We start from the raw sequence: 26,259 nt of genomic DNA on the forward strand, positions 1-26,259 counted from the left end.
CTTTCGTGATAATCTATGTGTGTAAACGGTTACACATTCATGAAGGGAGGCTCTCCATTGGCTACAATTAAAGATGTCGCAAAAGCTGCACAAGTGTCTGTTGCCACTGTTTCACGCGTGCTCAATGATACTGGATATGTTCATTCAGATACGAAAACCCGCGTGACGCAAGCGATGCAGGAGTTGAACTACTTTCCCAATGAAGTGGCTAGATCCCTTTTCAAAAGAGAATCACGCTTAATCGGCTTAATCTTGCCTGATATCACAAACCCCTTCTTTCCTCAGCTTGCTAGAGGCGTTGAGGATGAGATTCATGCGCACGGTTTTCGGTTATTATTCGGAAACAGTGATGAAGATCGAGAGAAAGAAATGGCATACTTGCAAACCTTTAAACAAAATCAAGTGGTCGGTGTCATCGCGGTCACAAATGAACCTGAGTCAGATATATACAATGATGATGATCTGCCTGTTGTGTTTTTAGATCGAACAGTTCCACATGCACCTTCTGTTTTTGCAGATGCTGCAGCTGGCGGGAAAATGGCGGCAATGGAATTAATCAGACGCGGTAGCCGGCAGATCACACTGTTAAAAGGACCTGCCCATCTGCAAACAGCGCGGCAGCGATTCAAAGGCGCACTCGATGTTCTCACGGAAACAGGTGTCGACTTTCATGTGATGTCTAATGCTTCCTTTTCCTTTCAAGAAGCTCGAAAAAGTGCCAAGGCCCTTTTCCAGCTGTACCCAGAAACAGATGGGATCATTGCCAGCAATGATATCGTCGCAACAGCGGTCATCCATGAAGCGCTTCGAATCGGAAAAGCGATTCCAGGAGACGTTCAAATCATTGGATTTGATGATATTCCGCAAAGTGAGCTGCTCTTCCCTTCCTTATCGACCATAAGGCAGCCCGCCTATGAGATGGGAAAAGAAGCGGCACAGCTGTTAATCAAAGCGATTCAGAAACAACCGATAGATCAACCAGTTATTCAAATGCCCGTCTCTTTTATTGAACGAGAGACCACAAGAAAGGTGGATTCACAATGAGTCATATTGTTGTAGTAGGAAGCTGTTCAATGGATTTAGTCGTCACTTCAGATAAACGGCCAAATGCCGGTGAAACGGTTTTAGGCGAATCGTTTAAAACGGTCCCAGGCGGGAAAGGTGCCAATCAGGCAGTCGCAAGCGCCAGACTCGGTGCCGATGTATATATGGTCGGCCGAGTTGGTGATGACGCTTATGGCCATGATATTCTCAGCAATTTACAAGCACAAGGTGTCCGTACCTCATATATGAAACCGGTTACCGAAATGGAGAGCGGCACAGCTCATATCATTTTAGCAGAAGGTGATAACAGCATTGTAGTGGTCAAAGGGGCAAATGACGAGGTTACTCCTGACTATGTAAGTACTGCTCTTTCTACAATTGATGATATTGGGATGGTTCTCATCCAGCAGGAAATACCTGAAGAAACGGTCGAAGCGGTCTGCGCCATTTGCAGTGAAAAAGAAATCCCTGTCATTTTAAACCCTGCACCAGCCCGTAAAGTATCGAAGCAGGTTTTAGATCAGGCTGCTTACATTACACCGAATGAACATGAAGCTGTTCTGATGTTTGATGGTCTGCCAATTGAAGATGTCTTGCGTCAATACCCCAACAAATTACTAGTCACAGAAGGAAAAAATGGGGTTCGATACTTTGATGGAACGAAAGACGTGTTGGTTCCAGGCGTTCCTGTCGAAGCAGTCGATACAACAGGAGCTGGCGATACTTTTAACGGAGCCTTGGCTGTCGCTCTAACAGAAGGCAAATCCCTCTATGACGCACTTGCCTTTGCCAACCTTGCAGCATCAATGTCCGTCACAAAGTTTGGCGCACAAGGCGGCATGCCAACAAGAGAAGAATTGGAGAAAAAGAAATGAAAAAAAACGGCATCCTAAACAGCCATATCGCCAAGGTGCTTGCTGACCTTGGCCACACAGATACAATCGTCATCGCAGACTGTGGTCTCCCTATCCCAGAAGGTCCAGTCAAAATCGACCTGGCGTTATCAATCGGCACACCATCCTTTCAAGAGGTCACCTCCCTCCTTCTTCAGGAAATGGCCGTTGAAAACATCACTGTAGCTAGTGAAATCAAAGAAGCCAATGAACGAGATCATTTATTTCTTAAGAAAGCGCTCTCAAAACCGTTACATGAAGTAGACCACGAGACGTTCAAAGACATGACCAAACAGGCAAAAGCAGTCATTCGAACGGGTGAAGCCACCCCATACGCAAACTGCATTCTTCATGCCGGTGTCATCTTTTAAAAGGAGGAGCCAGATATGAACATAGAGATGCATAACATCCATAAGGCTTTTGGAAAAAACACCGTTCTCTCCGGGGTCTCCTTTGACCTCGTCACAGGTGAAGTCCACGCACTCATGGGTGAAAATGGTGCGGGAAAATCAACTTTAATGAATCTGCTTACAGGTCTTTATTCTTTAGATAAAGGAACGATACAAATCGACGGAAAAGAAACCGCTTTCAAAAATCCGAAGGAAGCGGAGCAGCACGGCATCGCCTTCATTCATCAGGAGCTCAACATATGGCCGGATATGACCGTCTTGGAGAATCTATTCATCGGGAAAGAAATCTATACGAAACTCGGACTGCTAGATACTAAGAAAATGAAGACCCTCGCCCAAACGCAGCTGGACCGTTTGTCTGTGAATCTCTCACTTGAACAAGAGGCAGGCAGCTGTTCTGTTGGACAAAAACAGATGATTGAGATTGCAAAAGCATTAATGACCGATGCAAAGGTCATCATCATGGATGAGCCGACAGCAGCTCTTACGGAACGGGAAATCGAGAAGCTCTTCCAGGTCATTGAATCTCTCAAAAAAGAAGGCGTTTCCATTGTCTATATTTCTCACCGTATGGAGGAAATCTTCGCCATCTGTGACCGGATTACGATCATGCGTGATGGGAAAACGGTCGATACGAAGGCCATACCTGAAACGAATTTCCATGAAGTCGTCAAAAAAATGGTCGGCCGTGAATTGACAGATCGATATCCTGAGCGAACGCCTTCTACAGGAGACATTGTCCTTGAGGTGAAACAAGCAACGAGAAAAGGACAATTTCAAGATATCAGCTTCTCAGTTAAAGCTGGAGAAATCGTTGGTGTTGCAGGCTTAATGGGTGCTGGCCGAACCGAAATGATGCGGTCGCTGTTTGGTCTTGATCCTCTTGATCAAGGAGAAATATGGGTTCATGGAAAAAAGGCTGTTATTAAAAAACCAAGTGATGCCGTCAAGCTCGGCATCGGCTTTATCACAGAGGATCGCAAGGATGAAGGATTGATGCTTGATGCATCCATCCGAGAAAACATCGGTCTGCCAAACTTAAAAAGCTTCTCTCCAAAGGGATTGATTGATAAGAAAACAGAACAGGATTTTGTCGACCTTCTCATCAAACGACTGACGATTAAAACGGCTTCCTCTGACATCTCTGCCCGAAGCCTGTCTGGTGGAAATCAGCAAAAAGTCGTCATCGCCAAATGGATCGGCATACAGCCGAAGGTCTTGATTTTAGATGAACCGACACGAGGTGTCGACGTCGGAGCGAAACGAGAAATCTATCAGTTAATGAATGAGCTGACTGATCGAGGTGTTGCCATTTTAATGGTCTCCTCTGAACTCCCAGAGATACTCGGGATGAGCGACCGGGTGCTCGTCATTCATGAAGGAACCATCAGCGGAGAATTAGACAAAGCAGAAGCAACGCAGGAACGAATTATGACACTAGCTACAGGAGGGAAGTAACATGAAACCACTTACTTCAAATGGACGATTTGATCACATCATGCAAAAGCTTGGGCCATTCTTAGGACTCATCATCCTTGTCGCCATTGTTTCTATTTTAAACCCGGCCTTTTTAGAGCCATTAAACATCTTAAACTTACTGAGACAAATCTCCATTAATGCCCTCATTGCCTTTGGCATGACGTTTGTTATTTTAACTGGAGGTATTGATTTATCAGTCGGTGCTATTCTTGCACTGTCCAGTGCCCTGACTGCCGGCTTTATCGTTTCTGGCATGGATCCGATTTTAGCCATTATCGTCGGCTGTATCATCGGTGCCGTTCTTGGGATGATCAACGGTCTTTTAATTACAAAAGGAAAAATGGCTCCTTTTATCGCAACGCTTGCCACGATGACGATTTTCAGAGGTTTGACACTCGTTTATACAGACGGAAACCCGATTACTGGGCTTGGCTCTAACTATGCCTTTCAGTTATTCGGCCGCGGATATTTCTTAGGCATTCCTGTTCCAGCGATTACGATGCTTCTCACATTTATCGTACTTTGGGTACTGCTTCATAAAACACCTTTCGGCAGAAGAACATATGCCATCGGCGGGAATGAAAAAGCGGCTCTCATCTCAGGAATCAAAGTACCACGCGTGAAAATTATGATCTATTCATTAGCAGGCTTCATGTCTGCCTTAGCAGGTGCGATCTTAACATCTCGCCTAAATTCAGCGCAGCCAACAGCTGGTACGTCCTATGAGCTTGATGCCATTGCTGCCGTCGTACTTGGCGGAACAAGCCTGTCCGGTGGAAGAGGACGAATTGTCGGCACACTCATCGGGGTGCTCATTATCGGTGTCCTGAACAATGGTATGAACTTACTTGGCGTTTCATCATTCTATCAATCTGTTGTGAAAGGGATTGTCATCTTGATTGCAGTCCTATTAGACAGAAAGAAATCTGCTTAAGGAGGCAGCCGCTATGAAAAAATATCTTATTCTCATCCTGACTCTCTCATTGTTCATGCTTTCTGCCTGCTCACTTGAACCGCCGGAGTGGGCCAAGTCATCAAAGGATGGCAAGAAAAAAGACATCAAAATTGGGCTGTCGATCTCGACGTTAAATAACCCATTCTTCGTTTCTCTGAAAAACGGTGTGACAAAAGAAGCGAAAAAGCTAGGCATTGAAGTCGTGATTGCAGATGCACAAAATGATTCAGCTAAACAAACAAGTGATGTAGAAGACCTTATTCAGCAAGGCGTCGACGCATTGCTCATCAACCCAGCGGATTCATCTGCCATATCAACCGCTGTCGAATCAGCAAACGCTTCTGATATACCTGTCATCACATTAGACCGCTCAGCCGAAAGTGGAAAGGTAGAAGCACTTGTCGCCTCAGATAACGTCAAAGGCGGAGAAATGGCAGCTAAATTTATCATTGACAAGGTTGGCAAAGGAGCAAAAGTCGCTGAATTAGAAGGCGTACCAGGCGCTTCCGCTACACGTGAGCGTGGAAAAGGATTCCATCAAATAGCGGATAAAGATCTAAAAGTGACAGCAAAACAAGCTGCTGACTTCGACCGGACAAAAGGACTGAATGTCATGGAAAACCTCCTTCAAGGAAACCCTGACATCAAAGCCGTTTTTGCCCACAATGATGAAATGGCACTTGGCGCACTAGAAGCGATTCAAAGCTCTGGGAAAGACATTCTTGTCGTTGGCTTTGACGGCAACGAAGATGCACTCAGCTCAATTAAAGCAGGAAAGCTCTCTGCAACGGTTGCGCAGCAGCCAGAGCTGATCGGTCAACTGGCAGTCGGTGCTGCAAACGATGTATTAAAAGGGAAAAAGGTACAAAAGAACATCGCAGCTCCACTCAAACTAGAACAGAAGAAATAAACAGAAAACCCCCGATTTCCCTCGGGGGTTTTCCTATTACTGTGGTCTTTTCAGCACAAATGACGTGCCTAAATGGGCATAATCATTACCTGCTAGGCGAGCGACTGGTTTCAGTTCATTAGTAGAAACATAGCCTTTTTCTGCATCATAAACACCCTCATCTAAATGTGCACATACAACCCGGCCAATGATATGATCAACTGTGATCTCCCCTTCATCATTTTGAAAGGTCAGATGTTTTTCCAGCTGACATTCAAAACGAATGCGCGCTTCCTTGATTCCCGGCACTGAAATGACATGACTCTCTACTTGATGAAGTCCGGTGCGATCCAACTCACTCTCTTCCCGAGGCAATGTAGCAGCTGTTTCATTAATATCTTCTATCATGTCTTCATCACTCACATGGACGACAAACTCTTCCCTGTCAATGATATGCTGCGCAGTATCTTTCATCTGACCATCACGTCGTCCGATAGAAACCGCAATGAGCGGCGGGTGTCCGCTGATGACATTAAAGAAACTAAATGGTGCGGCATTGACAACATCTTCTTTAGACAGACTCGTAATAAACGCTATCGGTCTTGGAACGATAGAACCAGATAATAATTTATATGCCTCTTTTCGTGACAGCTGATCCATTTGCAATGTAATCAATTCAGGTACGCCTCCTTTTAATGTAACGACATCATACCATAACCCGTTCCCTATACCTCTTATTCCAGCTCGGTGCGATGCAGGATATGGTGAACAAGATGAAATAAAGCAGGATTATGATTTTCCCGTCTATAGGAAATCGTCCATTCCGCCAGAAGCTGTTCATCCTCAATGGCCCGATAGACAACATCCAGATTAAATAAACGCCGGGCTGATTTTGGAATCACTGCAATACCGATCCCTGCTGTGACGAGGCCAATGATCATTTGATATTCCGCCGCTTCCTGCACGATATTTGGAGAAAACCCGTACTTTTCACATAGCAGGACAAAGTGCTGATAAAGAGACGGCCATGATTCCTGTGATAAAGAAATAATCGGTTCATGACGAATATCTTCAATCGCGACCGTCTCTTTATTAGCCAATCGATGATTTTTTGGAATCGCAAAAATACATTCACTTTGCTTCATCAAACGACTCACTAATTCTTCATGCGGCGGTGTAGGATGTAAAAAACCGATATCAATCTCACCATTTAAAAGTGCCTCTAGCTGCTGCGGAACAGAAAGCTGCTGCAGCTCAATACTGACAGAGGGATACAGCTCCCTGAATTCACGTACAACAGGCGGCAGAATATCGTACGTCGCCGTTCCAACAAAACCTATGATGATTTTCCCCAGCTCTCCTCTTGCTGTATGACGGGCATGATCAACGGCTTTATCAAGCTGTTGTAGCACTCCCCGAACCTCATGTAAAAAGACCTTTCCAGCTGCTGTTAGCTCCACCACCCGCTTCGACCGGTGAAATAAAGGAAAACCTAATTCTTCCTCAAACTGCTTAATTTGCTGACTAAGTGGAGGCTGTGTCATATTCAAGCGCGCGGCTGCCCTGCCAAAATGCAGCTCCTCCGCTACTGTGACAAAATACTGCAAATGTCTCAGTTCCATCCTTTCACTCCTCACACACTTATTCGTGAAACATATCAAAACCACGTTAAACATATATTGGAAAATTTATTTTATGAAATGTATAGTAAATCATATCATGAAAATATATTTTCATAAAAAATTTTACTTGCCGAAAGGAGTGCGGGGTAAATGAAATCTCAAGCACAACCCCTAACAAGACGAGGAGCAGAGTTGATTGTTGATACGCTGATTGCTCAAGGTGTGACCCATGTTTTTGCGATTCCAGGTGCAAAAATTGACGCTGTATTTGATGTATTAAAAGACAGAGGTCCAGAGCTTGTCCTATGCAGACACGAACAAAATGCAGCCTTTATGGCAGCTGCTGTTGGACGTTTAACCGGCAAACCAGGTGTTTGTCTTGTCACATCAGGTCCTGGTGCATCTAATTTAGCAACAGGTCTATTAACAGCCAATACAGAAGGTGATCCTGTTGTCGCAATCGCCGGAAACGTCATTCGTGCAGATCGTCTGAAACGAACACATCAATCACTCGACAATGCGGCATTATTCAAACCAGTCACAAAATATAGCGTTGAAGTACAAGACGTTCATAATATACCAGAAGCATTAACGAATGCTTTTCGCGCGGCACAAAAAGGGCAGGCTGGAGCAGCATTTATCAGCTTTCCACAAGATGTCGTGACAGAACACACCACACAAACACCAGTGTCTGCTCACCCTTCTCCAGAATTAGGTCCTGCACCAGATGCTCTCATCAGTTCGGCTATCGCCAAAATTCAAAATGCACACTTACCTATTGCGATTGTGGGAATGAAAGCTAGTCGTCCAGCTGCTGCAAATGCCACAAGAGCATTATTAAAAACACTTGGTATCCCATTTGTTGAAACGTACCAAGGAGCCGGCGTTCTCTCAAGAGAGCTCGAGTCTCAATATGTAGGCAGAATCGGCTTATTCCGTAATCAGCCGGGTGACCTTCTCATTGAACATGCAGATGTCCTTTTGACCATTGGCTTTGATCCAATCGAATATGATCCAAAGCTTTGGAATCTTCAGCCGCAGCAGCGTCAGATCATCCATGTTGATGACATGCAGGCAGATATTGACCATTTTTATGAGCCAACGCTTGAACTTGTAGGCAATATTTCTGAAACCGTCAAACATCTAGCGCATGACAGTGTTCCCCTTTCTCTAAGTAAAGAGAACATAGAATTAGTCACTGAATTACAGGACCTATTAAGCGACATCGAAAAGACACCAGAAAGAGAAAGTCATCGATCTCACCCTCTGGATGTCATTCATACATTGAGACGTCTGATTCCTGATGACACGAAGGTCACGTGTGATATCGGATCTCACGCGATTTGGATGTCCCGTCACTTCCGCGTCTATGAACCGAACTCATTCCTAGTGAGTAACGGCATGCAAACATTAGGCGTCGCATTACCATGGGCAATTGCGGCTTCTATCATGAATCCAGATGAAAAGATTATCTCGGTCTCAGGTGATGGCGGTTTTCTCTTCTCCGCAATGGAGTTAGAAACAGCTGTCCGCAAGAAAACAAACCTCGTTCACCTTGTTTGGAACGACAGCACATACGACATGGTCGCGTTCCAGCAGGAAATGAAATATGACCGTACATCCTGCGTTGAATTCGGGCAGATCGATTTAGTGAAATATGCGGAAAGCTTTGGAGCGACTGGACTAAGGGTCAACTCACCTGAGGAGCTTTCAACCGTCCTTCAAAAGGGTATAAACATAGAAGGACCCGTGATTATTGATATTCCGATTGACTATCAAGACAACCCTGACCTCGCCAGTCAAAAATGGCCAGAAGTCTTTCGCAAAAAACATGCAATGAACGTCAGATAAGACTTCGATACATTACATTAAAGGAGTGAGCGGTTATGGGTATGATGCACCCAATGAATCAACAGAATGACACAAGACAGCATGACAAACAACAAGAGGTCTATCAAGTATCGACAATGACCTCCCTGCTGGAAGCCGTATATGATGGAGATTTCTCCCTCGCACATATTCCTGAACACGGTGATTTTGGCATCGGTACATTCAATCAATTAGATGGAGAGCTGATCGGCTTTGACGGCGCATTCTACCGGCTGCGCTCGGATGGAACAGCGACACCGGTCACCAATCAAGATTATTCACCTTTCTGCTCTCTAGCATTCTTTGAAACAGATATCGTTCATCGAATTGATGCACCTATGACGTCCAAAGAACTTGAAGAAGAAATCGACCGCATTTTACCAAGTAAAAATATCTTTTATGCGGTCCGCATTGATGGATCATTCAAAAAGGTTCAAACACGTACGGTTGAAAAACAGGAAAAACCTTACGTTCCGATGGTAGAAGCAGTCAAGTCTCAGCCTATTTTCGACTTTGAGGATATTCAAGGTACGATCGCAGGCTTCCGTACACCGCAGTACGCACACGGCATTGCGGTGAGTGGATATCATCTTCATTTTATTGATGAAGATCGAAGTGTTGGTGGACACGTATTTGATTACACCGTTGATCAAGTCACCATCCGCATTTCTCAAAAACGCCATATGAATTTACATCTGCCAAATACGCAGGAATTCTTCCAAGCAGACATTGATCGAGCTGACCTTGCACAGCAAATTGCCAGTGCAGAAAGCAGCCCGGATCAATAAATGAAAACACCCCGATGAGATCGGGGTGTTTTTTTATGCATAAAGATAATTTCTTACATGCAATGTTTTCGTTTCGATAGCAAATGATAAATCATTCATTCTATTCGTAATAAATATGATAGAATATCAACAGAAGAAAGGTGGTTATACGGTGTCAAAAGACTATAGCATTCCAAACCTAACATTAGACGAAAGAGATAAACAAATTTTATCTCTATTACACGAGGACGGGCGCATGTCTTATACAGATCTCGGCAAACAGGTCGGTCTGTCACGTGTTGCCGTACAAGCCCGCATTCAGCAGCTCGTTGAAGCAGGGGTCATTGAACGATTCACTGCTGTAATTAACCCCGCGAAGGTCGGCATTCATGTCTCTGTCTTCTTTAATGTAGAGGTAGAGCCGAAATTTTTAGAAGCGGTTGCCCTTCAGCTTGAAAAGGAAACGGCTGTCACAAGCCTTTATCACATGACAGGACCAAGCAAGCTGCATATGCATGGCATTTTTCAACATGAACAGGAAATGGAGACTTTTCTGACAAAAAAGCTATACCCGCTAGAAGGCGTTGTCAGTGTGGACTGCCAAATGCTCATTAAACGATACAAAAGCCGCATGGGCATGAAATTGTAGACAGGAGTTGAACCACTTGCAATCATATATCGAACTCATTATCGCTATGGTGCGAACCGGTATTCTCGGTTTTGGCGGAGGCCCTTCCGTGATACCGCTTATTCGCCATGAAGCGGTGGTGAAATACCAATGGATCAACGATGACGAATTCGGAGAAACACTCGCCATCGCCAATGCCTTACCAGGCCCGATCGCAACAAAAATGTCAGCATACCTCGGCTATCGATTAAAGGGCGTATCTGGCGCAATTGTCGCCACAGCTGCTCATATTTTACCAACATGTCTCGCCATGGTAGCCCTTGTCACACTTGTCAGCGTCTTAAGCTCCTCACAAATCATTCAAAATATGATTGGTGCTGTGACCCCTGTCATTGCCGTGCTTCTCGGGATCATGGCATATGAGTTTGGACAAAAAGCGCTGAAAGGCTTCGGCATGATCTTCGGGATCGCTCTATTCCTTCTTGCCTTTATTGGGCTACAAGTGCTGTCCATTCATCCAGGAATTATTGTCATGATCTTTTTACTTTATGGCGCCTTTCATTTTAAACTGAAAAATCGCTGGAATCGGCCAAATAAAGAGAAAGGAGTGTCTTCATGATACTGATTCTCTTTTTATTCTGGGCATTCTTTTTATCCAATCTATTAGGTTATGGCGGTGGTCCTGCATCCATCCCGCTCAATTATGAAGAAATCGTCAATCATTTTCATTGGATGACGAACGAAGGATTCTCCAATATGCTGGCTTTAGCCAATGCACTGCCGGGGCCAATCGCTACGAAGATTGCAGCATATGTCGGCTATGACGTCATGGGCTGGCCAGGCTTTATCGTGGCACTGCTTGCAACTGTCCTGCCGTCCGCTGTTGGGCTGATTTTATTGCTCAAGCTCATTGACCGCTTTCGTCAATCTCCCGTCGTAAAAGGCATGACCTTATCCGTTCAGCCTGTCATTGCGATGATGATGCTTTTATTAACATGGGAAATCGGCGGAGATGCTGTGAAAGCCATCGGCTGGACGCAATCGCTCGCCATTGCTGCGATCTCCTTTTTCCTGATGACCAAATTCAAGCTGCACCCTGCTTTTCTGATTGTTGCTGCATTTTTATATGGCGGATTCATTCTGCCGCATTCATAAAAACCGATAACATTCACTGTTATCGGTTTTCTTTTACATATAAATTGGAGAAACTGATCTGCGCCCAATCGAATGATACTCGACCCCCGCTTGTTCTGCCGCTTCAAGTGTATGACAGTTTCGTCCATCGAAAATAAGCGGCCGCTTCATCCATTTCTTATAGGAAGCGAGTGGAAACGACTGAATATCCGCCCACTCCGTTAATAGACAGACCGCATCGGCATCCTTGATCGCTTCCTCAATCGTTTGAGCAAATAAGACTTGATCCGGCAGCTTGCGAGCTGCATGCCGGGCAGCAACAGGATCATATGCCACAAGCTCCGCACCTAATTGATGGAGCTCATGAGCGATCGGAATAGATGGCGCCTCCCTCATATCATCTGTATTCGGTTTAAAGGAAAGACCAAGAAGCGCAATTCGCTTCCCTTCAAGAGCTGCCCCCAGCCGCTCCTCAATATTTCGGATAAAACCTGCACGCTGCTCATTATTTACTTTGATGACAGCCTTTAACAGCTCAAAATCATGGGACACATGCCCTGCAATTTGGACAAGTGCATTTGTATCCTTTGGAAAACAAGAACCTCCGTAGCCAATGCCCGCTCTGAGAAAGGAAGAACCAATCCGCTGATCAAGGCCCATTCCCTGCGCCACCCATTCAACATCAGCCCCTGTTTTTTCACAAATGGAGGCAATCTCATTCATAAAGCTGATTTTTGTCGCAAGAAATGCATTTGATGCGTACTTGATCATTTCAGCACTTTTACGGTCTGTTTTCACCAATGGAAGGTGGAAATCAGCATACATGTCCTCCAGCTGATCTAATACGGCTTTTGTTTCAGCTCCAATCACTAGCCGATCCGCCCTCAATGTATCTGAAATGGCAGAGCCTTCCCGTAAAAATTCTGGGTTAGATGCAATCGCTAGTGGCTCCTTCCGTCCTAATTCTTGATGGATCAACTGATCGATTTGATCCCCCGTTCCGACAGGCACTGTACTTTTCACCACAAGAATCGCACCTGACTTTGCTTTTATGCCCATCTCTTTCGCAGCCTGAAACACATACTGTAAATCAGCTTGGCCATCTGCCTGCTGCGGGGTGCCGACCGCAATCATTAACACATCTGCCCTCGGGTAGGCTTCCGCTCCATTTATGTGAAAATGAATTCGTCCCTGCTCAAGATTGCGTTTCAATAGCTCTTTTAACCCTGGCTCATACATTGGGGGATTTCCTTGTTTCAGCTGCATGACCTTTCGGCGGTCAATATCAATACACGCCACATCATGACCTGCCTCCGCTAAACACACACCTGTCACAAGCCCCACATACCCACAGCCTGCAATCGCAATATTCATGACACCATCAGCTCCCCATACTCCTTATGCTTGTAATGACATCGTATGCCGGGAGCATTCATTCCATTCTTAAAAGCATACAAAAACCCCCTGCCATCACTAGCAGGGGGTCACTTTTATGAAACAAGACCATTTCGAATATGAGCAATCAGATTTTCAAGCATTTCTTTTGTTGTGACATCATTTGAATTTTCACCAATATCATGAGCGTACATCAAAATCTTTAAAAATTCTTCTTGATTTAAACCCTTATTATCCATGTCTGTATCCTTTCGGTTCCACTAATTTCATTATTATATGCTGTAAGGTTGGTTTATGCAATACTCTATTACATCATTCGACAGCTTTTGAAATTTATGACCATTTTCATGAAAAACTTTTTTATAAATCCCCATTGAGCTATAATAAAAGAATTGGAATCTTTTACTTGGTTAGGAGCGGATCAAATGCTTCAGCACAACATCAACGAAGAAGAAATCAAACAAACAGCCGAACAGATCAAAGAACTTCTTCCTGCAACAGATGAAAACAAACAACTCATCAAAAAAGCATTGATTACTTATAGACAGGACAGCGTATATCGGCTCAAGCAAGAGTCTGATACCGAATGGTCAGCTTATGTACATGATGTCGTGGCAGCAAGAGTCCACCTTCATGTGCTGTTTCCTGTGAGAAGCAGCTGCTCATGTCCAGCAGATGGACTTTGTAAACACATTCTCGCTGTCTTCTTTTCGCTATACGCTCAAGTAGAGAGTGTGACCGGATTTACAGAAAATTGGTCAGAAAAGGATGAATTACAGCGCAGCAAAGAACTGATTCGCCAGCACTTCCAAGTGAAGCGCCCAGACGAACAATCACTCCAAAGCTGGCTGACTTTTTTTCAAGAGGAATTTAACCTCTGGCTGAAACGGACACCGAAGCACCAGCAAACACCGCAGCATTTATATTACGGCTATTTATCGATCCTAAAAAAACACGCACCTGCTTCACCTGAATTCAAGAGCTTGTATGCGATTCATACGTCGATCGATGTATGGCTGAGGCTTCATGAACTCGTCGACCTCGGCCGGCTTGATGCCGAAAAAGACTTTTATTCCATGAATCCCTATGTAGAACAGCTCATGAACACCATTTTCGATTCAGTGGATCATTTGAAGACATACGCCCTTTCCTTTTCCCTCGATCCGTTTCTTGAAAACACACCAACTGCCGTTCGCACACTTCTTCAAATCAATGGACCTTTCCAGCATGAACGAGTAGCGGTCTTTATGGAGATTTGGGGCACCATATTAAATAGAGGGAAATGGGTCAAAAAAGAAACAGAATTACTAAAGAACGCCCAGAAGAAAGAACAAACGGTTGAACGTACCATCGGGCTGATGCACATGGATTATTTACTGAAAGAAGACGACAGCCTCTTTCAGCAATTACAGCTGCTCAATGCGGATATGCTGCCAAATGTGCTCAATTGGCTGAAGGATCTCACAAACCGAAAGGACTGGAAGCGTCTCAAGCTCTGGTATCATGAAATCACCTATATATTAGAGGAATATTGCCAGCTCGACCTTTCCTACAGAGAACTGCGGGGAGCCGTCAGTGATTTCTTCTTTTATTTAGATGCATACTTTAAGCAGACGAAGGATCATCATTTATATGAACGTTATCTCCAAATCTGTATGCCCTATGCGTTTACAGAATACAGTCAGCTCTTGTATGCACAGCAGCGTTATGCGGAATGGATTGAGATTCACAGCCTTGTTGGTTTCTCCATTAGTGAACTGGAGAAGGATTTGATCAAACAGATTGCAAAAGAGGAGCCGGAAGCCCTCATTCCATCGTACCACCGTGAAATCTCACTGCTTCTCGATCAAAAGAATCGAAGTGCTTATCGTGAGTCTGTAAAAATGCTGAAAAAACTGCGTACGCTTTATCATAAAACGAAAAAAACCGCGATCTGGGAAAGGTATGTAAAGCAGCTGCAAGATTCAACAAAACGGCTGCGTGCGTTCCAAGAGGAAATGAAGAAAGGAAAATTGATTGATGACACGCCATAAACAAATTGTCATTCATGCAGAACAAACTGAAGATTTCTCTTTCACCATTTCAGCGCAAGCAGAGGACGGACACCCTGTTCCGCTTAATGAAATGAAGAGGCAGCTTTTCCAATGGCACGAATCTTCTTTCTACGGAACATTTTTAGAAGATGTGAGCTTTATTGGCACTCCTGCCTTTCTGTTAAGCCCTTGGATGACCGTTGAATTGCTAGGAAAAAATTCATTTAATACGTTTAGTCATGTGACATTAACGGATGAAACGGAACCACTGATGAAGACAGCCTCCACCATTTACGAATTCATCGAGGACGAAGATTACGTTCCCGATTACGAGGCGTGGACAAAAGGCGAACTTCGATTTAAAGACAAAGAAGGCCTATTAGATGGCTATACGGCTGATTGGTTCTCCTTTGCTGTACAGGATTACATTCAGTATGATGATGCCTTGCAGCACAAATGGAACCGTATGACTGCACAATCGCCTGCGCTCTCATCCTTCCAAGGACATTTTTTAGATGAGCAGGATTTCCTGGAGACGATTGGCTGGATTGATGACGAGACGCCGTTCACTGTCGGCTTGCGCTTAAACGAGCCTGATTTTGACGGTGATGATTGGAAAATCGAATTGTTTTTACGTGATAAGAAAAACAGCGACCTTCACTTTTTTGAAGGCATTCGTTCATTGAAAAGGTCTTGGCACCCGTATCAAGATAAAATTTCAAGAGAGCTGGAACGATTCAGTCAAATCGTCCCTTGGCTTTCTTTCACATCTGGCACCACACTTATGTCAGAAGAAGAAGCATGGCTCTTCCTATCTGAAGCAAGTGAAACACTTGTCAATATGGGCATTGAGATTCTGCTCCCATCATGGTGGCAAATTGTTAAAGATAGCACGATGATGTTAAAAGCAAGGATTTCTTCTACACCGCGAGGCGAATCGCATGTCGGAATGGACGCATTAATGGACTTTAATTGGCGCTTTGCTACAAACGGCATTGAACTGACAGAAGATGAGTTCAACGAGCTTGTCCAAAGCAAACGGCGCCTTGTCAACATTCGAGGACAATGGATCAAAATAGACCCGACCTTCATTCAGCAAATGAAAAAGTGGATGGAGCGTGCCGAAAATGAAGGGCTTCACATGTCTGATATTTTGTCACGCGAACTGGCAGATCAAGAAGCTTCCTCTGAATCGATTCCAGAACTACTAGACAGTTCAGCATTTGCCCATATTCAATTTGAACTTTCATCGCAATTAAGAGGGCTTGTCCACCAATTAAATGATACGCACGAGCTGCCTTCCTACGAAATGAGTGAGTCCTTCAAAGGCACACTGCGTCCGTATCAGCAGCATGGCGTGAATTGGCTTTTATTTTTAAGATCTCATGGATTTGGGGCTTGTTTAGCAGATGATATGGGCCTTGGAAAAACGATTCAAATGATCGCATATTTCACGTATTTGAAGGAGCAGGAGCAAAATGCCGCTCCGTCTCTCATCATTGCGCCGACCTCTGTTTTAGGAAACTGGCAACGAGAGCTCGAAACATTCGCTCCACATTTGAATGTTGCCCTGCATTACGGCCCAGCACGTCCACAGGGAGAGAACTTCACAAAAGCATACGAATCAACAGATATTGTCCTGACTTCTTACGGACTCTCACATTCTGATCGTGATGAATTAACGGCAGCAAAGTGGAATACCATTTGCTTAGACGAAGCCCAAAACATCAAGAACGCCCATACGAAACAATCGAGAGCGATTAGACAGCTCAAGGGACAGCATCACATTGCCCTCAGCGGGACTCCAATGGAAAACCGTTTGACAGAGCTTTGGTCCATATTCGACTTCGTCAACAAAGGATATCTCGGCAGCCTGACCAGCTTCCATAAAAAGTTCGTCCTTCCGATTGAAAAAGACCGTGAAGAAAAAAGAATTGAACAGCTGCAGCAGCTGATCAAACCATTTTTATTAAGACGAACAAAACAAGATGAAGAGGTTGCCCTAAACCTGCCTGAGAAACTCGAAGAAAAAGAATTCATTCCGCTCTCCGCTGAGCAGGCGTCTTTATATGAACAGCTCGTGAAGGATACATTTGAACACATGGCATCATTAACAGGGATGCAGCGAAAAGCCATTATTTTAAGTATGCTTGGCAGACTCAAACAGATTTGTGATCACCCTGCGCTCTATTTAAAAGAGAGCGGAACAGATGTGAAACTGCTGAAACGTTCGTTAAAAATGGATAAACTCGCAGAGCTGTTAAAAGCGATACATGAGCAAGGAGAAAGCTGTCTCATTTTTACGCAGTATATTGAAATGGGCAACATGATCAAGCAGCTGGCAGAAAAGATGTTTGGAGAACCAGTCCAATTTTTAAATGGCAGCCTCTCAAAACAAGAGCGGGACAAAATGGTGGACCGCTTCCAGAAGAAAGAATTCAACATCTTAATTCTCTCTTTAAAGGCAGGAGGAACAGGACTCAACCTAACCGCCGCAAACCATGTCATTCACTACGATAGATGGTGGAATCCTGCTGTGGAAAACCAAGCGACAGACCGAGCTTATCGGATTGGACAAAAACGATTTGTTCACGTCCATAAGATGATCACAACGGGCACAATCGAGGAAAAAATCGATCAAATGCTCGAAACAAAACAAACATTAAATGATCAAATTATCCAAAGCGAAAGCTGGATTACAGAGCTATCGACAAACGAACTAGAAGACTTATTTACCTTAAGTGCCGCCGCTCAATCATCTTAAACACAGCAAAAAGAGGACTTTTCTCAAGCTTAATGAAAAGTCCTCTTTTTTCATTTCATATAAACGTATGCTAAATGTTTAATTTTTTCAATGCAGATTTCACATTCATATACGTATTTAATTCACGGAAGTCCTCTCTCATTTCTCCCATTTTCATTGCAAGATTCGGTTTAATTCCTGTCACAATCAGCTCAGTACCCGTCATTAAAATCAAATCGTTCAGCTTAAAGATCGCATCTGCCACAAATGAATCCACTTCTAATAATCCGGACAGATCAACAATAAAATAATCATCCTTGGATTGAGAGATATAGGTGGAGACCGTTGAAATGATCTTATCAAATCTTGGCGCTGTTAACGTACCAATAATCGGTAACACAGAGATACCATCTTTCACCGGAACGATAGGGACAGAAATATTCAGCACTTCATCAATTGATTGCTCAAGAAGCTCCTGCTGTTCCTTCTCTTTCGTGACATCCTTTTGCAGACCAACGAAATAAAGACGTTTCCCTTCATTTTCATCAATCCAAAGAGGAGCGACACTTAACTCGTTCCAAAACATTTGTCCAGATTTTTTATAATTTTTCAGCTGAACCGTGACAGCCTCTTTGTTCTCAATGGCTGTTCTAATTTGCTTGAGAGCGATTTGCTCAGTTTCATCTCCTTGAAGGAAACGACAATTCTTCCCCAATACTTCGGGTTCTTGATAGCCTGTCATATCTAAAAAGCCCTTATTCACATATATTAAAGGATTATCAGGTAAAGACGGGTCCGTCACCGTCAGGCCAACCTGAGTATAGTCCAAGGCTTCCTTGATTAAATGCAGATTTTCGGACTTATAAGATTCCAGCGCCATTCGTTTAGTCTCCTTAATTTCCTTACAAGTGGGTTTTATTCATAATTAAATTATATGATGTTCCACATCATGTGTAAATAGAAGTGGTTCTGAATTCCTCTTTTGTAGAATGCGCTTCTTCCTATGTGATTTATACCACGACATCTGATTCATCTATTTCAAAAGGTGCCGGATCATATGCGCGACTCCGTGTTCATCATTTGATAACGTCACGTGATCAGCGATTTCTTTTATATCCTGTCTCGCATTCCCCATTGCAACCCCAACACCAGCAGCTCGAAGCATTGATTCATCATTTAAACTGTCTCCTACAGCCGCTGCCCTACTTAAAGGAATACCTAGTCTTTCTGCCAGCCTTGTTAATGCCTGCCCTTTAGAAGCGTCCTTTGAACCAATTTCAAAGTTATGATCAGCCGAACTGACCAATGTTAAATCTGAATCATCACCAAACTCATCCCATCCGGCTTTCAATCTGTCTTGAAAGAAAGAAAAACCTAAGATGTTGTAAAATGAAAGCTTTCGATCCTCACGAAACAATTCTTTATATGTATCAATATAAGAAAAACCCGACTGGCTGTATTGAACTTCTGCCGCTTGCTTTAAGACATTCTGATCCGTTTCTGGATTTGCACTTTTTAAGCGGTCCATTTCAATCGCAAGAAGCTCTCTGCCGCGATTAGGTGTGAAAATAGCTTCGTTTGTAAAGACTTCATAATAATAATCACGTTCTTCAAGCCATGATAATATGTGTTTAGCCTTTTCTTCTTGTAAAGCAGCTGTATGGTACACTTGTCCCGTTGGATCATGAATCACAGCTCCATTGGCACTAATCACCCATGTATTCATACCAAGCTGATCAAAAATAGACCTCACATCAAAATACGCTCTCCCTGTTGACACGACAACCTCAATTCCATTCGCAGCTGCTTCCTTTAATGCCTGCTCGTTTTCCTGACTCACTTTGTGTTCACTGTTTAATAAAGTTCCATCTAAATCCGTTGCGATTAATTGAATGTTTGTCATCGTTCTCTCCTTTTTGTCTTTATTTTCAACCGACATACCGTTAACAAAATCCATCATCATTATGAAATGAGTATCCACTATTTGCAAGAGCTGATCGGTTAAACAGTGAATAAAAGGGTATCCGGCCACGCAAATATGACCGGATACACACAAAGGGGATTCACAAGGGGACACATGACCTATACAAAGAAGCATTGGTTCTATATTACGCAGTGTTCATATGCACAAGGCAGCATCTATCAGCTTTAGCTAGAGGGGGGCTGTCAGATGATAGACGTTACCTTTTGATTCGGGACTTGCCTCCTTTCCTTTCAGCTACCCCTAGTCTACGGAGAAAGGCCGTATGTGACAAAACAGGAAAATAGCAAAATAGGCCTTTAAATTCTCTATATCCTCATTAATTTCTGTTTTTTACCGCTTGCGTATAAAACATCATCTTGTTTTGTTTGATGAAATACTTATTTTTCATAAATTGATAAAAAATATCTGAATGAATCCAATTACTAGAAGGCATGTGAATATAATCAGATCCGTCCCACGCAAACCAATAAAAACAAAGCCGGCCATCATGAACCGACAGCTGAAACTCAAAGCAGTCCATTTGATCCTCGGTGACGTATTGAAACGTGAGTGACTCCCCTTCTTCCATATACACATCACAAAATGAAAGAATGTCTCCCCACGAATAAACACGTATATCACTCTTTGCCTTGTCGTCGCCAATATGAATGTTTCTCAATTGATAGGACTCCATAAAACATCTCCTTTCACTCATGTGCAGCTAGTTCTAAGCAGGCAGCGGTTTCATTTATACAGATGTTGTATGCTATAATAATACTTACGAATAATGAACGCTTGTGAGGTGATAAATATGAAAACCTTTAGGCTGATTGATTTAAAAATTGAACTTGATCCACAGCAAGATAAAATGTCCAGTATTCCCCTTCGTGACGGTTTAATCATTAATAAAGAAGACGGTGAAAATCACTGGATGATTGAAGCACTCATTCCAAAGAAACATAGACAGGTGTTTGAGGTACTCTTTCAGCAGCACACAGAAGTGAAGATTCTTGTAACGATCACTAAAGAAAACAACCGCCCTGTTCATCTATCTGTCCAAGTCAAAAACATCGTTGCCTTAGAAGAAAACATTTCTGTGTTACTCGATGGTAAAATGATTACAAATCGTTACAGAACAGAAACTGAAGAAGTATTAAAAGACCTCGTCAAAGAGGGGCTGTCAGGAGAAAAACTACTGGATGCTTTTAAACAAAACACATAAAAAAGAGCGGGATCAGCCGCTCTTTTTCTATTGCACATCTTTAGACTGGCTTTGATTTTTCAATAGATCTCTAATTTCAGTTAGCAGAACTTCCGTTTGATCCGGCGTTTCCACAACCTCTTCTTCCTCAACCTTTTTCCGTTTTAACTTATTCAAATAACGAATAAAGATAAAAATGGAAAACGAGATAATTAAGAAATCAACCACTGTTTGAATAAAGTTCCCATATAAAATTTGAGCAGCTCCGATTTTAATGGATAAACCGCTAAAATCATGCCCTCCAATAATAATACCGACAAGCGGCATGATTAAATCATTCACAAGAGAAGTGACAATTTTGCCAAATGCTCCCCCAATGATGACACCTACAGCCAAGTCAATGACATTGCCCTTGACGGCAAACTCTCTAAATTCTTTCAGCATCCTTTATCACCTTCATCTTTTTTTGTCTAATATGACGTTTTTTTGTCAAAATTGCAAGTCCTTATCCGTTCTAACTGAACGTTTCTAAATAAAAAAGCGATTCATGCTTAATGAACCGCCAGGAAAATCATGATACTTTAGGACCGATAGAAAATGTCAGTTCTGCTTCACATGCAACTTCGCCATCTACTGTCGCTACTGCCTTTCCTTTTGCAACCGGCCCGCGGAGGCGCGTCACTTCAACCTCTAAACGAAGCTGGTCACCAGGCTTGACCTGTCTTTTGAAGCGGCATCCGTCAATCCCTGCAAACAAACCAATCTTTCCTTTGTTTTCTTCCTTGCCTAACATAATCACACCAAAAACCTGTGCGAGTGCTTCTACTATAAGCACACCAGGCATGACTGGGTAACCAGGGAAATGGCCGTTAAAAAATTCTTCATTCACTGTGACATTTTTAATTCCAACCGCTCTTTTTTCTCCCTCAACCTCTAAAATACGGTCGACCAATAAGAATGGATAACGGTGTGGAATAATGTCTTGAATTTGCTGAGCATCAAGCATATCTTGATCTCTCCTTCTTTTCTATATCGCTGATCTTCATTTGATTCCTATAGAAGTATATTATGAATGCTGGCATTTTTCAATATTCGCCTTATGCATATGGTAAAAAATAGAATCTACTATTACCAATTGTCATCAAATATAATCCACACTACACTCATTGTTTTTTCACAAATATGGTAATATATATTACAACATTGATTGAATAAGAGGGTAAAAATGAATTTTATGAGCGATAAATCCATAAAAAAACTTCTCCATTCCTGGTATACAATGCTAAAGCATCGACATTTTTCGAAGGCTGAAGAAATCAAAAAAACACTGCTAAAATATAAACGCAAATTATCAAAAAAACAGGAGCTCTATTTCCATTATCAGCTGATGCTTTTCCGTCATCAGCTCTGGATGAATCAGACAGAGGACTTAGAAAAACTCAAACATGAACTGCTGCCCCACAAAGATGATATGAACGAAGAACTGCAATATTATTTTTATTTCTTTCTCGGATTATATGAATCTTTAAAAAGTGATCAAAATGATGCGATTCATTATCTCGAAAAGGCAGAGGAACGACTGCCATTACTTAACGATGAGCTGGAGGAAGCAGAGTTTCATTTCCGTACAAGCGGTGTTTATTATAACAACCGTTACTCGTTGTTATCGATTCGTCATATTCAAAAAGCCATGGATATTTTTGCAAAGCACGGAGATATCCATAGCATCTATCGGTGTAAAATTGTGCTCGCTCTTAACTATAGCGACCAAAAAAAATATAAGGAAGCGGAAGATATTTTCATTGAAATTATTGATTATGTGAAAAAGATTGATGATCAAGAGCTGCTCGGTATCGTTTACTATGATGCTGGCTTTATTCAGTCAAGACAAAACCGTCATAAGGAAGCGCTAGAATACTTCAAAAAAGCACTTCGTCTTCCAGCATACCGAAAGTCAGCACACTCCTATGTATCGTGCCTATACGAAACTGTGCGTTCCTGTTTTAAAGAAAATTTAACCGATGAAGGGATGAAATATATTCAAAAAGGACTGAAAGAAGCCGTTGCTTCCCAGTTTGATATATTAAGAATGAAGTTTCAAATCTTATCTCTTCTCTACAGCCAAACGCCAAAGGCAGATGAGCAGATCGCCACGCTCGTCACATGTCTTGAACGAAAAGAAGCCTGGATTGATCTTGAGGATCTGCTTGCTGATGTCTCAGATTTTTATAAAAAAAAGGGCGACTTTGAGCGAGCCGCCTTTTTTATCATGAGAGGCTGATACCAGCCTGCTGATTATCGAATTGTATTAATTAATCCCAGCATTTGATCGCCCATCGTAATCGTTCTTGAATTCATCTGATAGGAACGCTGTGTTGTCATGAGGTCTGTTAATTCTTTCGACATGTCCACATTTGACGTTTCCAGTGCGCCTTGCTGAAGCTGAATCGCCTCTCGGTTTGCTCCATTTAGTGCTGTTAATGCACCTTGATAGGTTCCGTCGACTGAGAACAAATTATCTCCTTCAGAGGCAAGTGCTGACGAATTATTGACTTGTACAACGCCTAGATTCACTTGCTGATTCGGTTGATTATCTCTTGAAATCGCCGTAAGCCGTCCATTTTTATCGATTGAAATATCACGGAAATTCGCATTTAAGACGATTGCATTTCCGTTTTCATCAAGAATCGGATAGCCTTCGCTCGTGACAAGCTGCACTTGGTTACGGTTATTGCCCGGCTGTAAGTAAAGTGAACCGTCTCTTGTATAACGGATATTACCGCCGGCGTTGACCTGCAAATACTGCGACGGCGCTCCGAAGGCAACATCAAGATCACGTCCTGTTTCTTTAATAGAGCCTTGCAGCGAGTTAATGGACGCATTGACCATTGTACCCGTTCCAAGCCTTAACCCATCAGGTGTCAGACGACTGTTTGCCACCTGCTCATTTTTTTCATCTACCTGATTAAACTGCTGTCTGATCAGCTCTGAGAAACGGGTATTTTTCGCGCGGTATCCTGTTGTTTCACTGTTCGCGATGTTGTTACTGATAATGTCAAGCTGCTTTTGCACTTCATTCATCGATACAGCTGCGTTTATCATCGTTCTAAGCATAAGAATCCTCCTTTCTTTTTCATTTCTTAATTAGTACACTCTGCCAATTTCATTCACTGCTTTTTCTAAGCTTTTATCATACGCCTGAACCACTTTTTGATTTGTTTCAAATGCTCGGTAGGCCGTTGTCATATCTGTATATGATTTCGTCACATCCACGTTCGACAGCTCCGATACGCCTTGGCTTAACGTATAGGACATTTGACCGTTATTGACTGCACTTGGCAGGGGCTGGTTATCAGCTGTACGGTATAAATCATTTCCTTCACGCGCTAGGTTTCTTGTATCCATCGCAACACGTACATCGATTTGACCAAGATTTTGGCCATTTTCAGACACAGTACCATCTGCATTCACTTTGAAGTTCTCACTCTGAACCGTAATCGGCTGACCCGTCACGGAAAGAAGAGCGCGGCCATTAATGGTCAGCTGATTTTGTGCGTTCAATGTAATGGAGCTGCTTTTCGTATAACGAACGCCTTCTGGTGTGTTGACCGCATAAAATAGCGCTGATTTCTGATTGGTCTCCGGATTGATCGGCACATTATTTTCAACTAGTGCTACATCTGTTGTTTGATCTGTTGTTTTTAAAGTTCCCTGTGTAAATTGAGGGATTAATTCCTGCATATATGTCCCAGTATTGATTCCACCAATCGGCGATTGCAGTGGAACACTAAAGCCTTTGCCTGAGGATGTTTGGAAACGTCCTGATTCCATTCGGCTCAGCAGCATTTCTGGAAATGCACGCATTGCCCCTTCATCCGCTTTATAGCCTGGGGTATTCGCATTTGCGATATTATTTGAAAGCATTTCTGTCCGCCGCTCTTGAGCGATCATGGCAGATGTTGCGGTGTATAGTCCTTTTAACACGTGCTCACCTCATTCAAATTCTTTCACATGACCTAAACACAATCTTCTATGAAATATATCGGCTGATTAGCAGGGTTCTTTAATAAAAATCCCCCATTCTTTCTAAAAAGAATGAGGGAAATCATTAGCTGAGTTTACGCTTTGGCAGCTTGTCCATATTATCAAGCATCACGCCCGTACCAACTGCTACACAGTCCATTGGATTTTCAGCAACGAAAACTGGTACTTTCAGCTCTTCTGCAAGCAATTGATCAAGCCCGTTTAGAAGAGCTCCGCCACCTGTAATGATGACGCCGCGATCGATAATATCAGCTGATAATTCAGGCGGTGTTCTCTCAAGAACTTGTTTCGCAGCCTGAACAATCGCAGATACAGATTCACGCAATGCTTCTTCTACTTCTTTGCTTGTGACGGTAATCGTTCTTGGTAATCCTGTCACCATGTCTCGTCCACGAATCGAAATCTCTTCGTGACGTGCGTCTGGGAATACCGTTGCAACTTGGATCTTAATATCCTCAGCCGTGCGCTCACCAATCAACAGCTTGTACTCTTTTTTAATGTAGTTTAGAATTTCCAGATCAAATTTGTCTCCAGCCATTTTAATAGAAGAGGCGGTTACAATGTCACCCATAGAGATGACAGCGATATCTGTCGTTCCGCCTCCAATATCTACGACCATGTTTCCACTTGGCTGAAAAATATCCATACCAGCACCAATCGCTGCTACTTTTGGCTCTTCTTCAAGAAATACATGCTTACCACCGCTTTTTTCAGCAGCTTCTTTGATCGCCTTCTGCTCAACAGATGTAATATTTGTCGGGCAGCAGATGAGCATACGCGGCTTAGAGAACAGCCCTTTCACATTTAATTTGTTAATAAAATGCTTGAGCATCGCTTCAGTTACTTCAAAATCAGCGATTACGCCGTCTTTTAATGGACGAATCGCAACAATATTCCCAGGCGTACGTCCAACCATACGTCTAGCCTCTTCTCCAACAGCCAAAACTTTCCCGCTGTTTTTGTCAAGAGCTACCACAGATGGTTCATTTAACACAATTCCTTTTCCTTTGACATGAATCAGTACATTTGCAGTACCAAGATCAATTCCAATATCCCTAGCAAACATCTATATATATCCTCCTTGAAAATCTGTTTCCATAGCAAATACCACATTCTGCCCTAATTATATATTCTATCATAATTTGCAGAAAAAAAGATATTTCTTTACAAAAGTCTTTACAAAATTTGTG

The 26,259-nt window shown here is 42.9% G+C and carries 27 protein-coding genes; 15 read left to right on the forward strand and 12 right to left on the reverse strand.

Going from position 1 to position 26,259, the window contains the following annotated elements:
* The first annotated feature begins 57 nt into the window (after nt 1-57).
* The 6 genes from MHB67_RS16555 to rbsB are packed head-to-tail and all read left to right on the forward strand — an operon-like array spanning nt 58 to nt 5,691.
* On the forward strand, nt 58-1,044 hold the full coding sequence (locus MHB67_RS16555; protein ID WP_024423674.1) for a LacI family DNA-binding transcriptional regulator: 987 nt from the start codon (nt 58-60) through the stop codon (nt 1,042-1,044).
* Nucleotides 1,041-1,919, forward strand: a complete 879-nt coding sequence (gene rbsK, locus MHB67_RS16560; protein ID WP_056765606.1) for a ribokinase — start codon at nt 1,041-1,043, stop codon at nt 1,917-1,919. The genes MHB67_RS16555 and rbsK overlap by 4 nt, the downstream gene beginning before the upstream one ends.
* A complete protein-coding gene (gene rbsD, locus MHB67_RS16565; protein WP_025093920.1) occupies nt 1,916-2,308 on the forward strand; it encodes a D-ribose pyranase in 393 nt (130 codons plus the stop codon). Before rbsK ends, rbsD begins: the two co-directional genes overlap by 4 nt.
* Before the next feature lie 15 nt (nt 2,309-2,323).
* The gene (locus MHB67_RS16570; RefSeq protein ID WP_342492649.1) at nt 2,324-3,805 is read left to right on the forward strand and encodes a sugar ABC transporter ATP-binding protein; all 1,482 of its coding nucleotides are present in this window, start codon (nt 2,324-2,326) and stop codon (nt 3,803-3,805) included.
* 1 nt (nt 3,806) lies between these two features.
* Nucleotides 3,807-4,760 carry a ribose ABC transporter permease RbsC gene (gene rbsC, locus MHB67_RS16575; protein WP_024423678.1) on the forward strand — a complete coding sequence of 318 codons (954 nt, stop codon included), beginning with the start codon at nt 3,807-3,809 and terminating at the stop codon, nt 4,758-4,760.
* A gap of 13 nt (nt 4,761-4,773) precedes the next feature.
* Nucleotides 4,774-5,691 carry a ribose ABC transporter substrate-binding protein RbsB gene (gene rbsB, locus MHB67_RS16580; protein WP_024423679.1) on the forward strand — a complete coding sequence of 306 codons (918 nt, stop codon included), beginning with the start codon at nt 4,774-4,776 and terminating at the stop codon, nt 5,689-5,691.
* Nucleotides 5,692-5,727: 36 nt separating this feature from the next.
* Here rbsB and MHB67_RS16585 read toward each other — a convergent pair whose 3' ends face one another.
* Together MHB67_RS16585 and alsR are read right to left on the reverse strand one after the other, a co-directional pair.
* Complete coding sequence (locus MHB67_RS16585; protein ID WP_024423680.1) at nt 5,728-6,345, reverse strand: flavin reductase family protein; 618 nt, start codon at nt 6,343-6,345, stop codon at nt 5,728-5,730.
* Between the two features lie 59 nt (nt 6,346-6,404).
* The gene (gene alsR, locus MHB67_RS16590; RefSeq protein ID WP_024423681.1) at nt 6,405-7,292 is read right to left on the reverse strand and encodes an acetoin biosynthesis transcriptional regulator AlsR; all 888 of its coding nucleotides are present in this window, start codon (nt 7,290-7,292) and stop codon (nt 6,405-6,407) included.
* Between the two features lie 150 nt (nt 7,293-7,442).
* Here alsR and alsS point away from each other — a divergent pair, with 150 nt between their 5' ends.
* The 5 genes from alsS to MHB67_RS16615 all read left to right on the forward strand — a co-directional run bounded on the left by alsS (nt 7,443) and on the right by MHB67_RS16615 (nt 11,711).
* Nucleotides 7,443-9,143 (forward strand): acetolactate synthase AlsS, encoded by a 1,701-nt coding sequence (gene alsS, locus MHB67_RS16595; protein WP_342492650.1) that lies wholly within the window; start codon nt 7,443-7,445, stop codon nt 9,141-9,143.
* A gap of 35 nt (nt 9,144-9,178) precedes the next feature.
* On the forward strand, nt 9,179-9,949 hold the full coding sequence (gene budA / locus MHB67_RS16600; protein WP_024423683.1) for an acetolactate decarboxylase: 771 nt from the start codon (nt 9,179-9,181) through the stop codon (nt 9,947-9,949).
* Nucleotides 9,950-10,100: 151 nt separating this feature from the next.
* On the forward strand, nt 10,101-10,577 hold the full coding sequence (locus tag MHB67_RS16605; protein WP_024423684.1) for an Lrp/AsnC family transcriptional regulator: 477 nt from the start codon (nt 10,101-10,103) through the stop codon (nt 10,575-10,577).
* 16 nt (nt 10,578-10,593) lie between these two features.
* Nucleotides 10,594-11,175, forward strand: a complete 582-nt coding sequence (locus tag MHB67_RS16610; RefSeq protein ID WP_029706345.1) for a chromate transporter — start codon at nt 10,594-10,596, stop codon at nt 11,173-11,175.
* Nucleotides 11,175-11,711 (forward strand): chromate transporter, encoded by a 537-nt coding sequence (locus MHB67_RS16615; protein ID WP_024423686.1) that lies wholly within the window; start codon nt 11,175-11,177, stop codon nt 11,709-11,711. Before MHB67_RS16610 ends, MHB67_RS16615 begins: the two co-directional genes overlap by 1 nt.
* Before the next feature lie 33 nt (nt 11,712-11,744).
* Here MHB67_RS16615 and MHB67_RS16620 read toward each other — a convergent pair whose 3' ends face one another.
* Both MHB67_RS16620 and MHB67_RS16625 read right to left on the reverse strand, forming a co-directional pair.
* A complete protein-coding gene (locus tag MHB67_RS16620; protein WP_342492651.1) occupies nt 11,745-13,064 on the reverse strand; it encodes a UDP-glucose/GDP-mannose dehydrogenase family protein in 1,320 nt (439 codons plus the stop codon).
* A 116-nt stretch (nt 13,065-13,180) separates the two neighbouring features.
* On the reverse strand, nt 13,181-13,324 hold the full coding sequence (locus MHB67_RS16625; RefSeq protein ID WP_003214884.1) for a hypothetical protein: 144 nt from the start codon (nt 13,322-13,324) through the stop codon (nt 13,181-13,183).
* Nucleotides 13,325-13,510: 186 nt separating this feature from the next.
* Here MHB67_RS16625 and MHB67_RS16630 point away from each other — a divergent pair, with 186 nt between their 5' ends.
* Nucleotides 13,511-15,118 (forward strand): SWIM zinc finger family protein, encoded by a 1,608-nt coding sequence (locus tag MHB67_RS16630; protein WP_342492652.1) that lies wholly within the window; start codon nt 13,511-13,513, stop codon nt 15,116-15,118.
* On the forward strand, nt 15,105-17,882 hold the full coding sequence (locus tag MHB67_RS16635) for a DEAD/DEAH box helicase (RefSeq protein ID WP_342492653.1): 2,778 nt from the start codon (nt 15,105-15,107) through the stop codon (nt 17,880-17,882). The genes MHB67_RS16630 and MHB67_RS16635 overlap by 14 nt, the downstream gene beginning before the upstream one ends.
* Before the next feature lie 70 nt (nt 17,883-17,952).
* Here MHB67_RS16635 and MHB67_RS16640 read toward each other — a convergent pair whose 3' ends face one another.
* From MHB67_RS16640 to MHB67_RS16650, 3 genes are all read right to left on the reverse strand, one after another.
* The gene (locus MHB67_RS16640) at nt 17,953-18,741 is read right to left on the reverse strand and encodes an STAS domain-containing protein (protein ID WP_048237614.1); all 789 of its coding nucleotides are present in this window, start codon (nt 18,739-18,741) and stop codon (nt 17,953-17,955) included.
* Between the two features lie 153 nt (nt 18,742-18,894).
* On the reverse strand, nt 18,895-19,755 hold the full coding sequence (locus MHB67_RS16645) for a Cof-type HAD-IIB family hydrolase (protein WP_342492934.1): 861 nt from the start codon (nt 19,753-19,755) through the stop codon (nt 18,895-18,897).
* A 406-nt stretch (nt 19,756-20,161) separates the two neighbouring features.
* Complete coding sequence (locus tag MHB67_RS16650) at nt 20,162-20,518, reverse strand: hypothetical protein (protein WP_034281192.1); 357 nt, start codon at nt 20,516-20,518, stop codon at nt 20,162-20,164.
* A 117-nt stretch (nt 20,519-20,635) separates the two neighbouring features.
* On the opposite strand from MHB67_RS16650, the gene MHB67_RS16655 reads away from it, so the two are divergent.
* Nucleotides 20,636-21,046: a YwpF-like family protein gene (locus MHB67_RS16655; RefSeq protein ID WP_024423692.1), complete on the forward strand. Its 411-nt coding sequence runs from the start codon at nt 20,636-20,638 to the stop codon at nt 21,044-21,046.
* 27 nt (nt 21,047-21,073) lie between these two features.
* Here the strand turns inward: MHB67_RS16655 and mscL are convergent, their stop codons facing one another.
* Together mscL and fabZ are read right to left on the reverse strand one after the other, a co-directional pair.
* Nucleotides 21,074-21,469, reverse strand: coding sequence for a large conductance mechanosensitive channel protein MscL (mscL, locus tag MHB67_RS16660; RefSeq protein ID WP_024423693.1), 396 nt, complete (start codon nt 21,467-21,469; stop codon nt 21,074-21,076).
* Nucleotides 21,470-21,596: 127 nt separating this feature from the next.
* Nucleotides 21,597-22,031 carry a 3-hydroxyacyl-ACP dehydratase FabZ gene (gene fabZ / locus MHB67_RS16665; RefSeq protein WP_012011512.1) on the reverse strand — a complete coding sequence of 145 codons (435 nt, stop codon included), beginning with the start codon at nt 22,029-22,031 and terminating at the stop codon, nt 21,597-21,599.
* A 219-nt stretch (nt 22,032-22,250) separates the two neighbouring features.
* On the opposite strand from fabZ, the gene MHB67_RS16670 reads away from it, so the two are divergent.
* Nucleotides 22,251-23,306 carry a tetratricopeptide repeat protein gene (locus MHB67_RS16670; RefSeq protein ID WP_041108125.1) on the forward strand — a complete coding sequence of 352 codons (1,056 nt, stop codon included), beginning with the start codon at nt 22,251-22,253 and terminating at the stop codon, nt 23,304-23,306.
* Between the two features lie 14 nt (nt 23,307-23,320).
* On the opposite strand, the gene MHB67_RS16675 is transcribed toward MHB67_RS16670, so the two are convergent.
* The 3 genes from MHB67_RS16675 to mbl all read right to left on the reverse strand — a co-directional run bounded on the left by MHB67_RS16675 (nt 23,321) and on the right by mbl (nt 26,135).
* Nucleotides 23,321-24,139, reverse strand: coding sequence for a flagellar hook-basal body protein (locus MHB67_RS16675; protein ID WP_342492654.1), 819 nt, complete (start codon nt 24,137-24,139; stop codon nt 23,321-23,323).
* Nucleotides 24,140-24,169: 30 nt separating this feature from the next.
* The gene (locus MHB67_RS16680) at nt 24,170-25,009 is read right to left on the reverse strand and encodes a flagellar hook-basal body protein (RefSeq protein ID WP_061110178.1); all 840 of its coding nucleotides are present in this window, start codon (nt 25,007-25,009) and stop codon (nt 24,170-24,172) included.
* Between the two features lie 124 nt (nt 25,010-25,133).
* Complete coding sequence (gene mbl / locus MHB67_RS16685) at nt 25,134-26,135, reverse strand: cell shape-determining protein Mbl (RefSeq protein ID WP_007497573.1); 1,002 nt, start codon at nt 26,133-26,135, stop codon at nt 25,134-25,136.
* Nucleotides 26,136-26,259 lie beyond the last annotated feature (124 nt).

Source organism: Bacillus sp. FSL H8-0516, assembly GCF_038635285.1.
GTDB classification, from domain to species: Bacteria; Bacillota; Bacilli; order Bacillales; family Bacillaceae; genus Bacillus; species Bacillus safensis.

Bases quoted from the DNA above. Each gene is read 5' to 3' on its own strand.
- rbsK (WP_056765606.1), top strand. From the start codon at position 1,041: ATGAGTCATATTGTTGTAGTAGGAAGCTGTTCAATGGATTTAGTCGTC.
- rbsD (WP_025093920.1), top strand. From the start codon at position 1,916: ATGAAAAAAAACGGCATCCTAAACAGCCATATCGCCAAGGTGCTTGCT.
- MHB67_RS16570 (WP_342492649.1), top strand. From the start codon at position 2,324: ATGAACATAGAGATGCATAACATCCATAAGGCTTTTGGAAAAAACACC.
- rbsC (WP_024423678.1), top strand. From the start codon at position 3,807: ATGAAACCACTTACTTCAAATGGACGATTTGATCACATCATGCAAAAG.
- rbsB (WP_024423679.1), top strand. From the start codon at position 4,774: ATGAAAAAATATCTTATTCTCATCCTGACTCTCTCATTGTTCATGCTT.
- alsR (WP_024423681.1), bottom strand. From the start codon at position 7,292: ATGGAACTGAGACATTTGCAGTATTTTGTCACAGTAGCGGAGGAGCTG.
- alsS (WP_342492650.1), top strand. From the start codon at position 7,443: ATGAAATCTCAAGCACAACCCCTAACAAGACGAGGAGCAGAGTTGATT.
- budA (WP_024423683.1), top strand. From the start codon at position 9,179: ATGGGTATGATGCACCCAATGAATCAACAGAATGACACAAGACAGCAT.
- MHB67_RS16620 (WP_342492651.1), bottom strand. From the start codon at position 13,064: ATGAATATTGCGATTGCAGGCTGTGGGTATGTGGGGCTTGTGACAGGT.
- MHB67_RS16625 (WP_003214884.1), bottom strand. From the start codon at position 13,324: ATGGATAATAAGGGTTTAAATCAAGAAGAATTTTTAAAGATTTTGATG.
- MHB67_RS16630 (WP_342492652.1), top strand. From the start codon at position 13,511: ATGCTTCAGCACAACATCAACGAAGAAGAAATCAAACAAACAGCCGAA.
- MHB67_RS16635 (WP_342492653.1), top strand. From the start codon at position 15,105: ATGACACGCCATAAACAAATTGTCATTCATGCAGAACAAACTGAAGAT.
- MHB67_RS16640 (WP_048237614.1), bottom strand. From the start codon at position 18,741: ATGGCGCTGGAATCTTATAAGTCCGAAAATCTGCATTTAATCAAGGAA.
- MHB67_RS16650 (WP_034281192.1), bottom strand. From the start codon at position 20,518: ATGGAGTCCTATCAATTGAGAAACATTCATATTGGCGACGACAAGGCA.
- MHB67_RS16655 (WP_024423692.1), top strand. From the start codon at position 20,636: ATGAAAACCTTTAGGCTGATTGATTTAAAAATTGAACTTGATCCACAG.
- mscL (WP_024423693.1), bottom strand. From the start codon at position 21,469: ATGCTGAAAGAATTTAGAGAGTTTGCCGTCAAGGGCAATGTCATTGAC.
- fabZ (WP_012011512.1), bottom strand. From the start codon at position 22,031: ATGCTTGATGCTCAGCAAATTCAAGACATTATTCCACACCGTTATCCA.
- MHB67_RS16670 (WP_041108125.1), top strand. From the start codon at position 22,251: ATGAATTTTATGAGCGATAAATCCATAAAAAAACTTCTCCATTCCTGG.
- MHB67_RS16675 (WP_342492654.1), bottom strand. From the start codon at position 24,139: ATGCTTAGAACGATGATAAACGCAGCTGTATCGATGAATGAAGTGCAA.
- mbl (WP_007497573.1), bottom strand. From the start codon at position 26,135: ATGTTTGCTAGGGATATTGGAATTGATCTTGGTACTGCAAATGTACTG.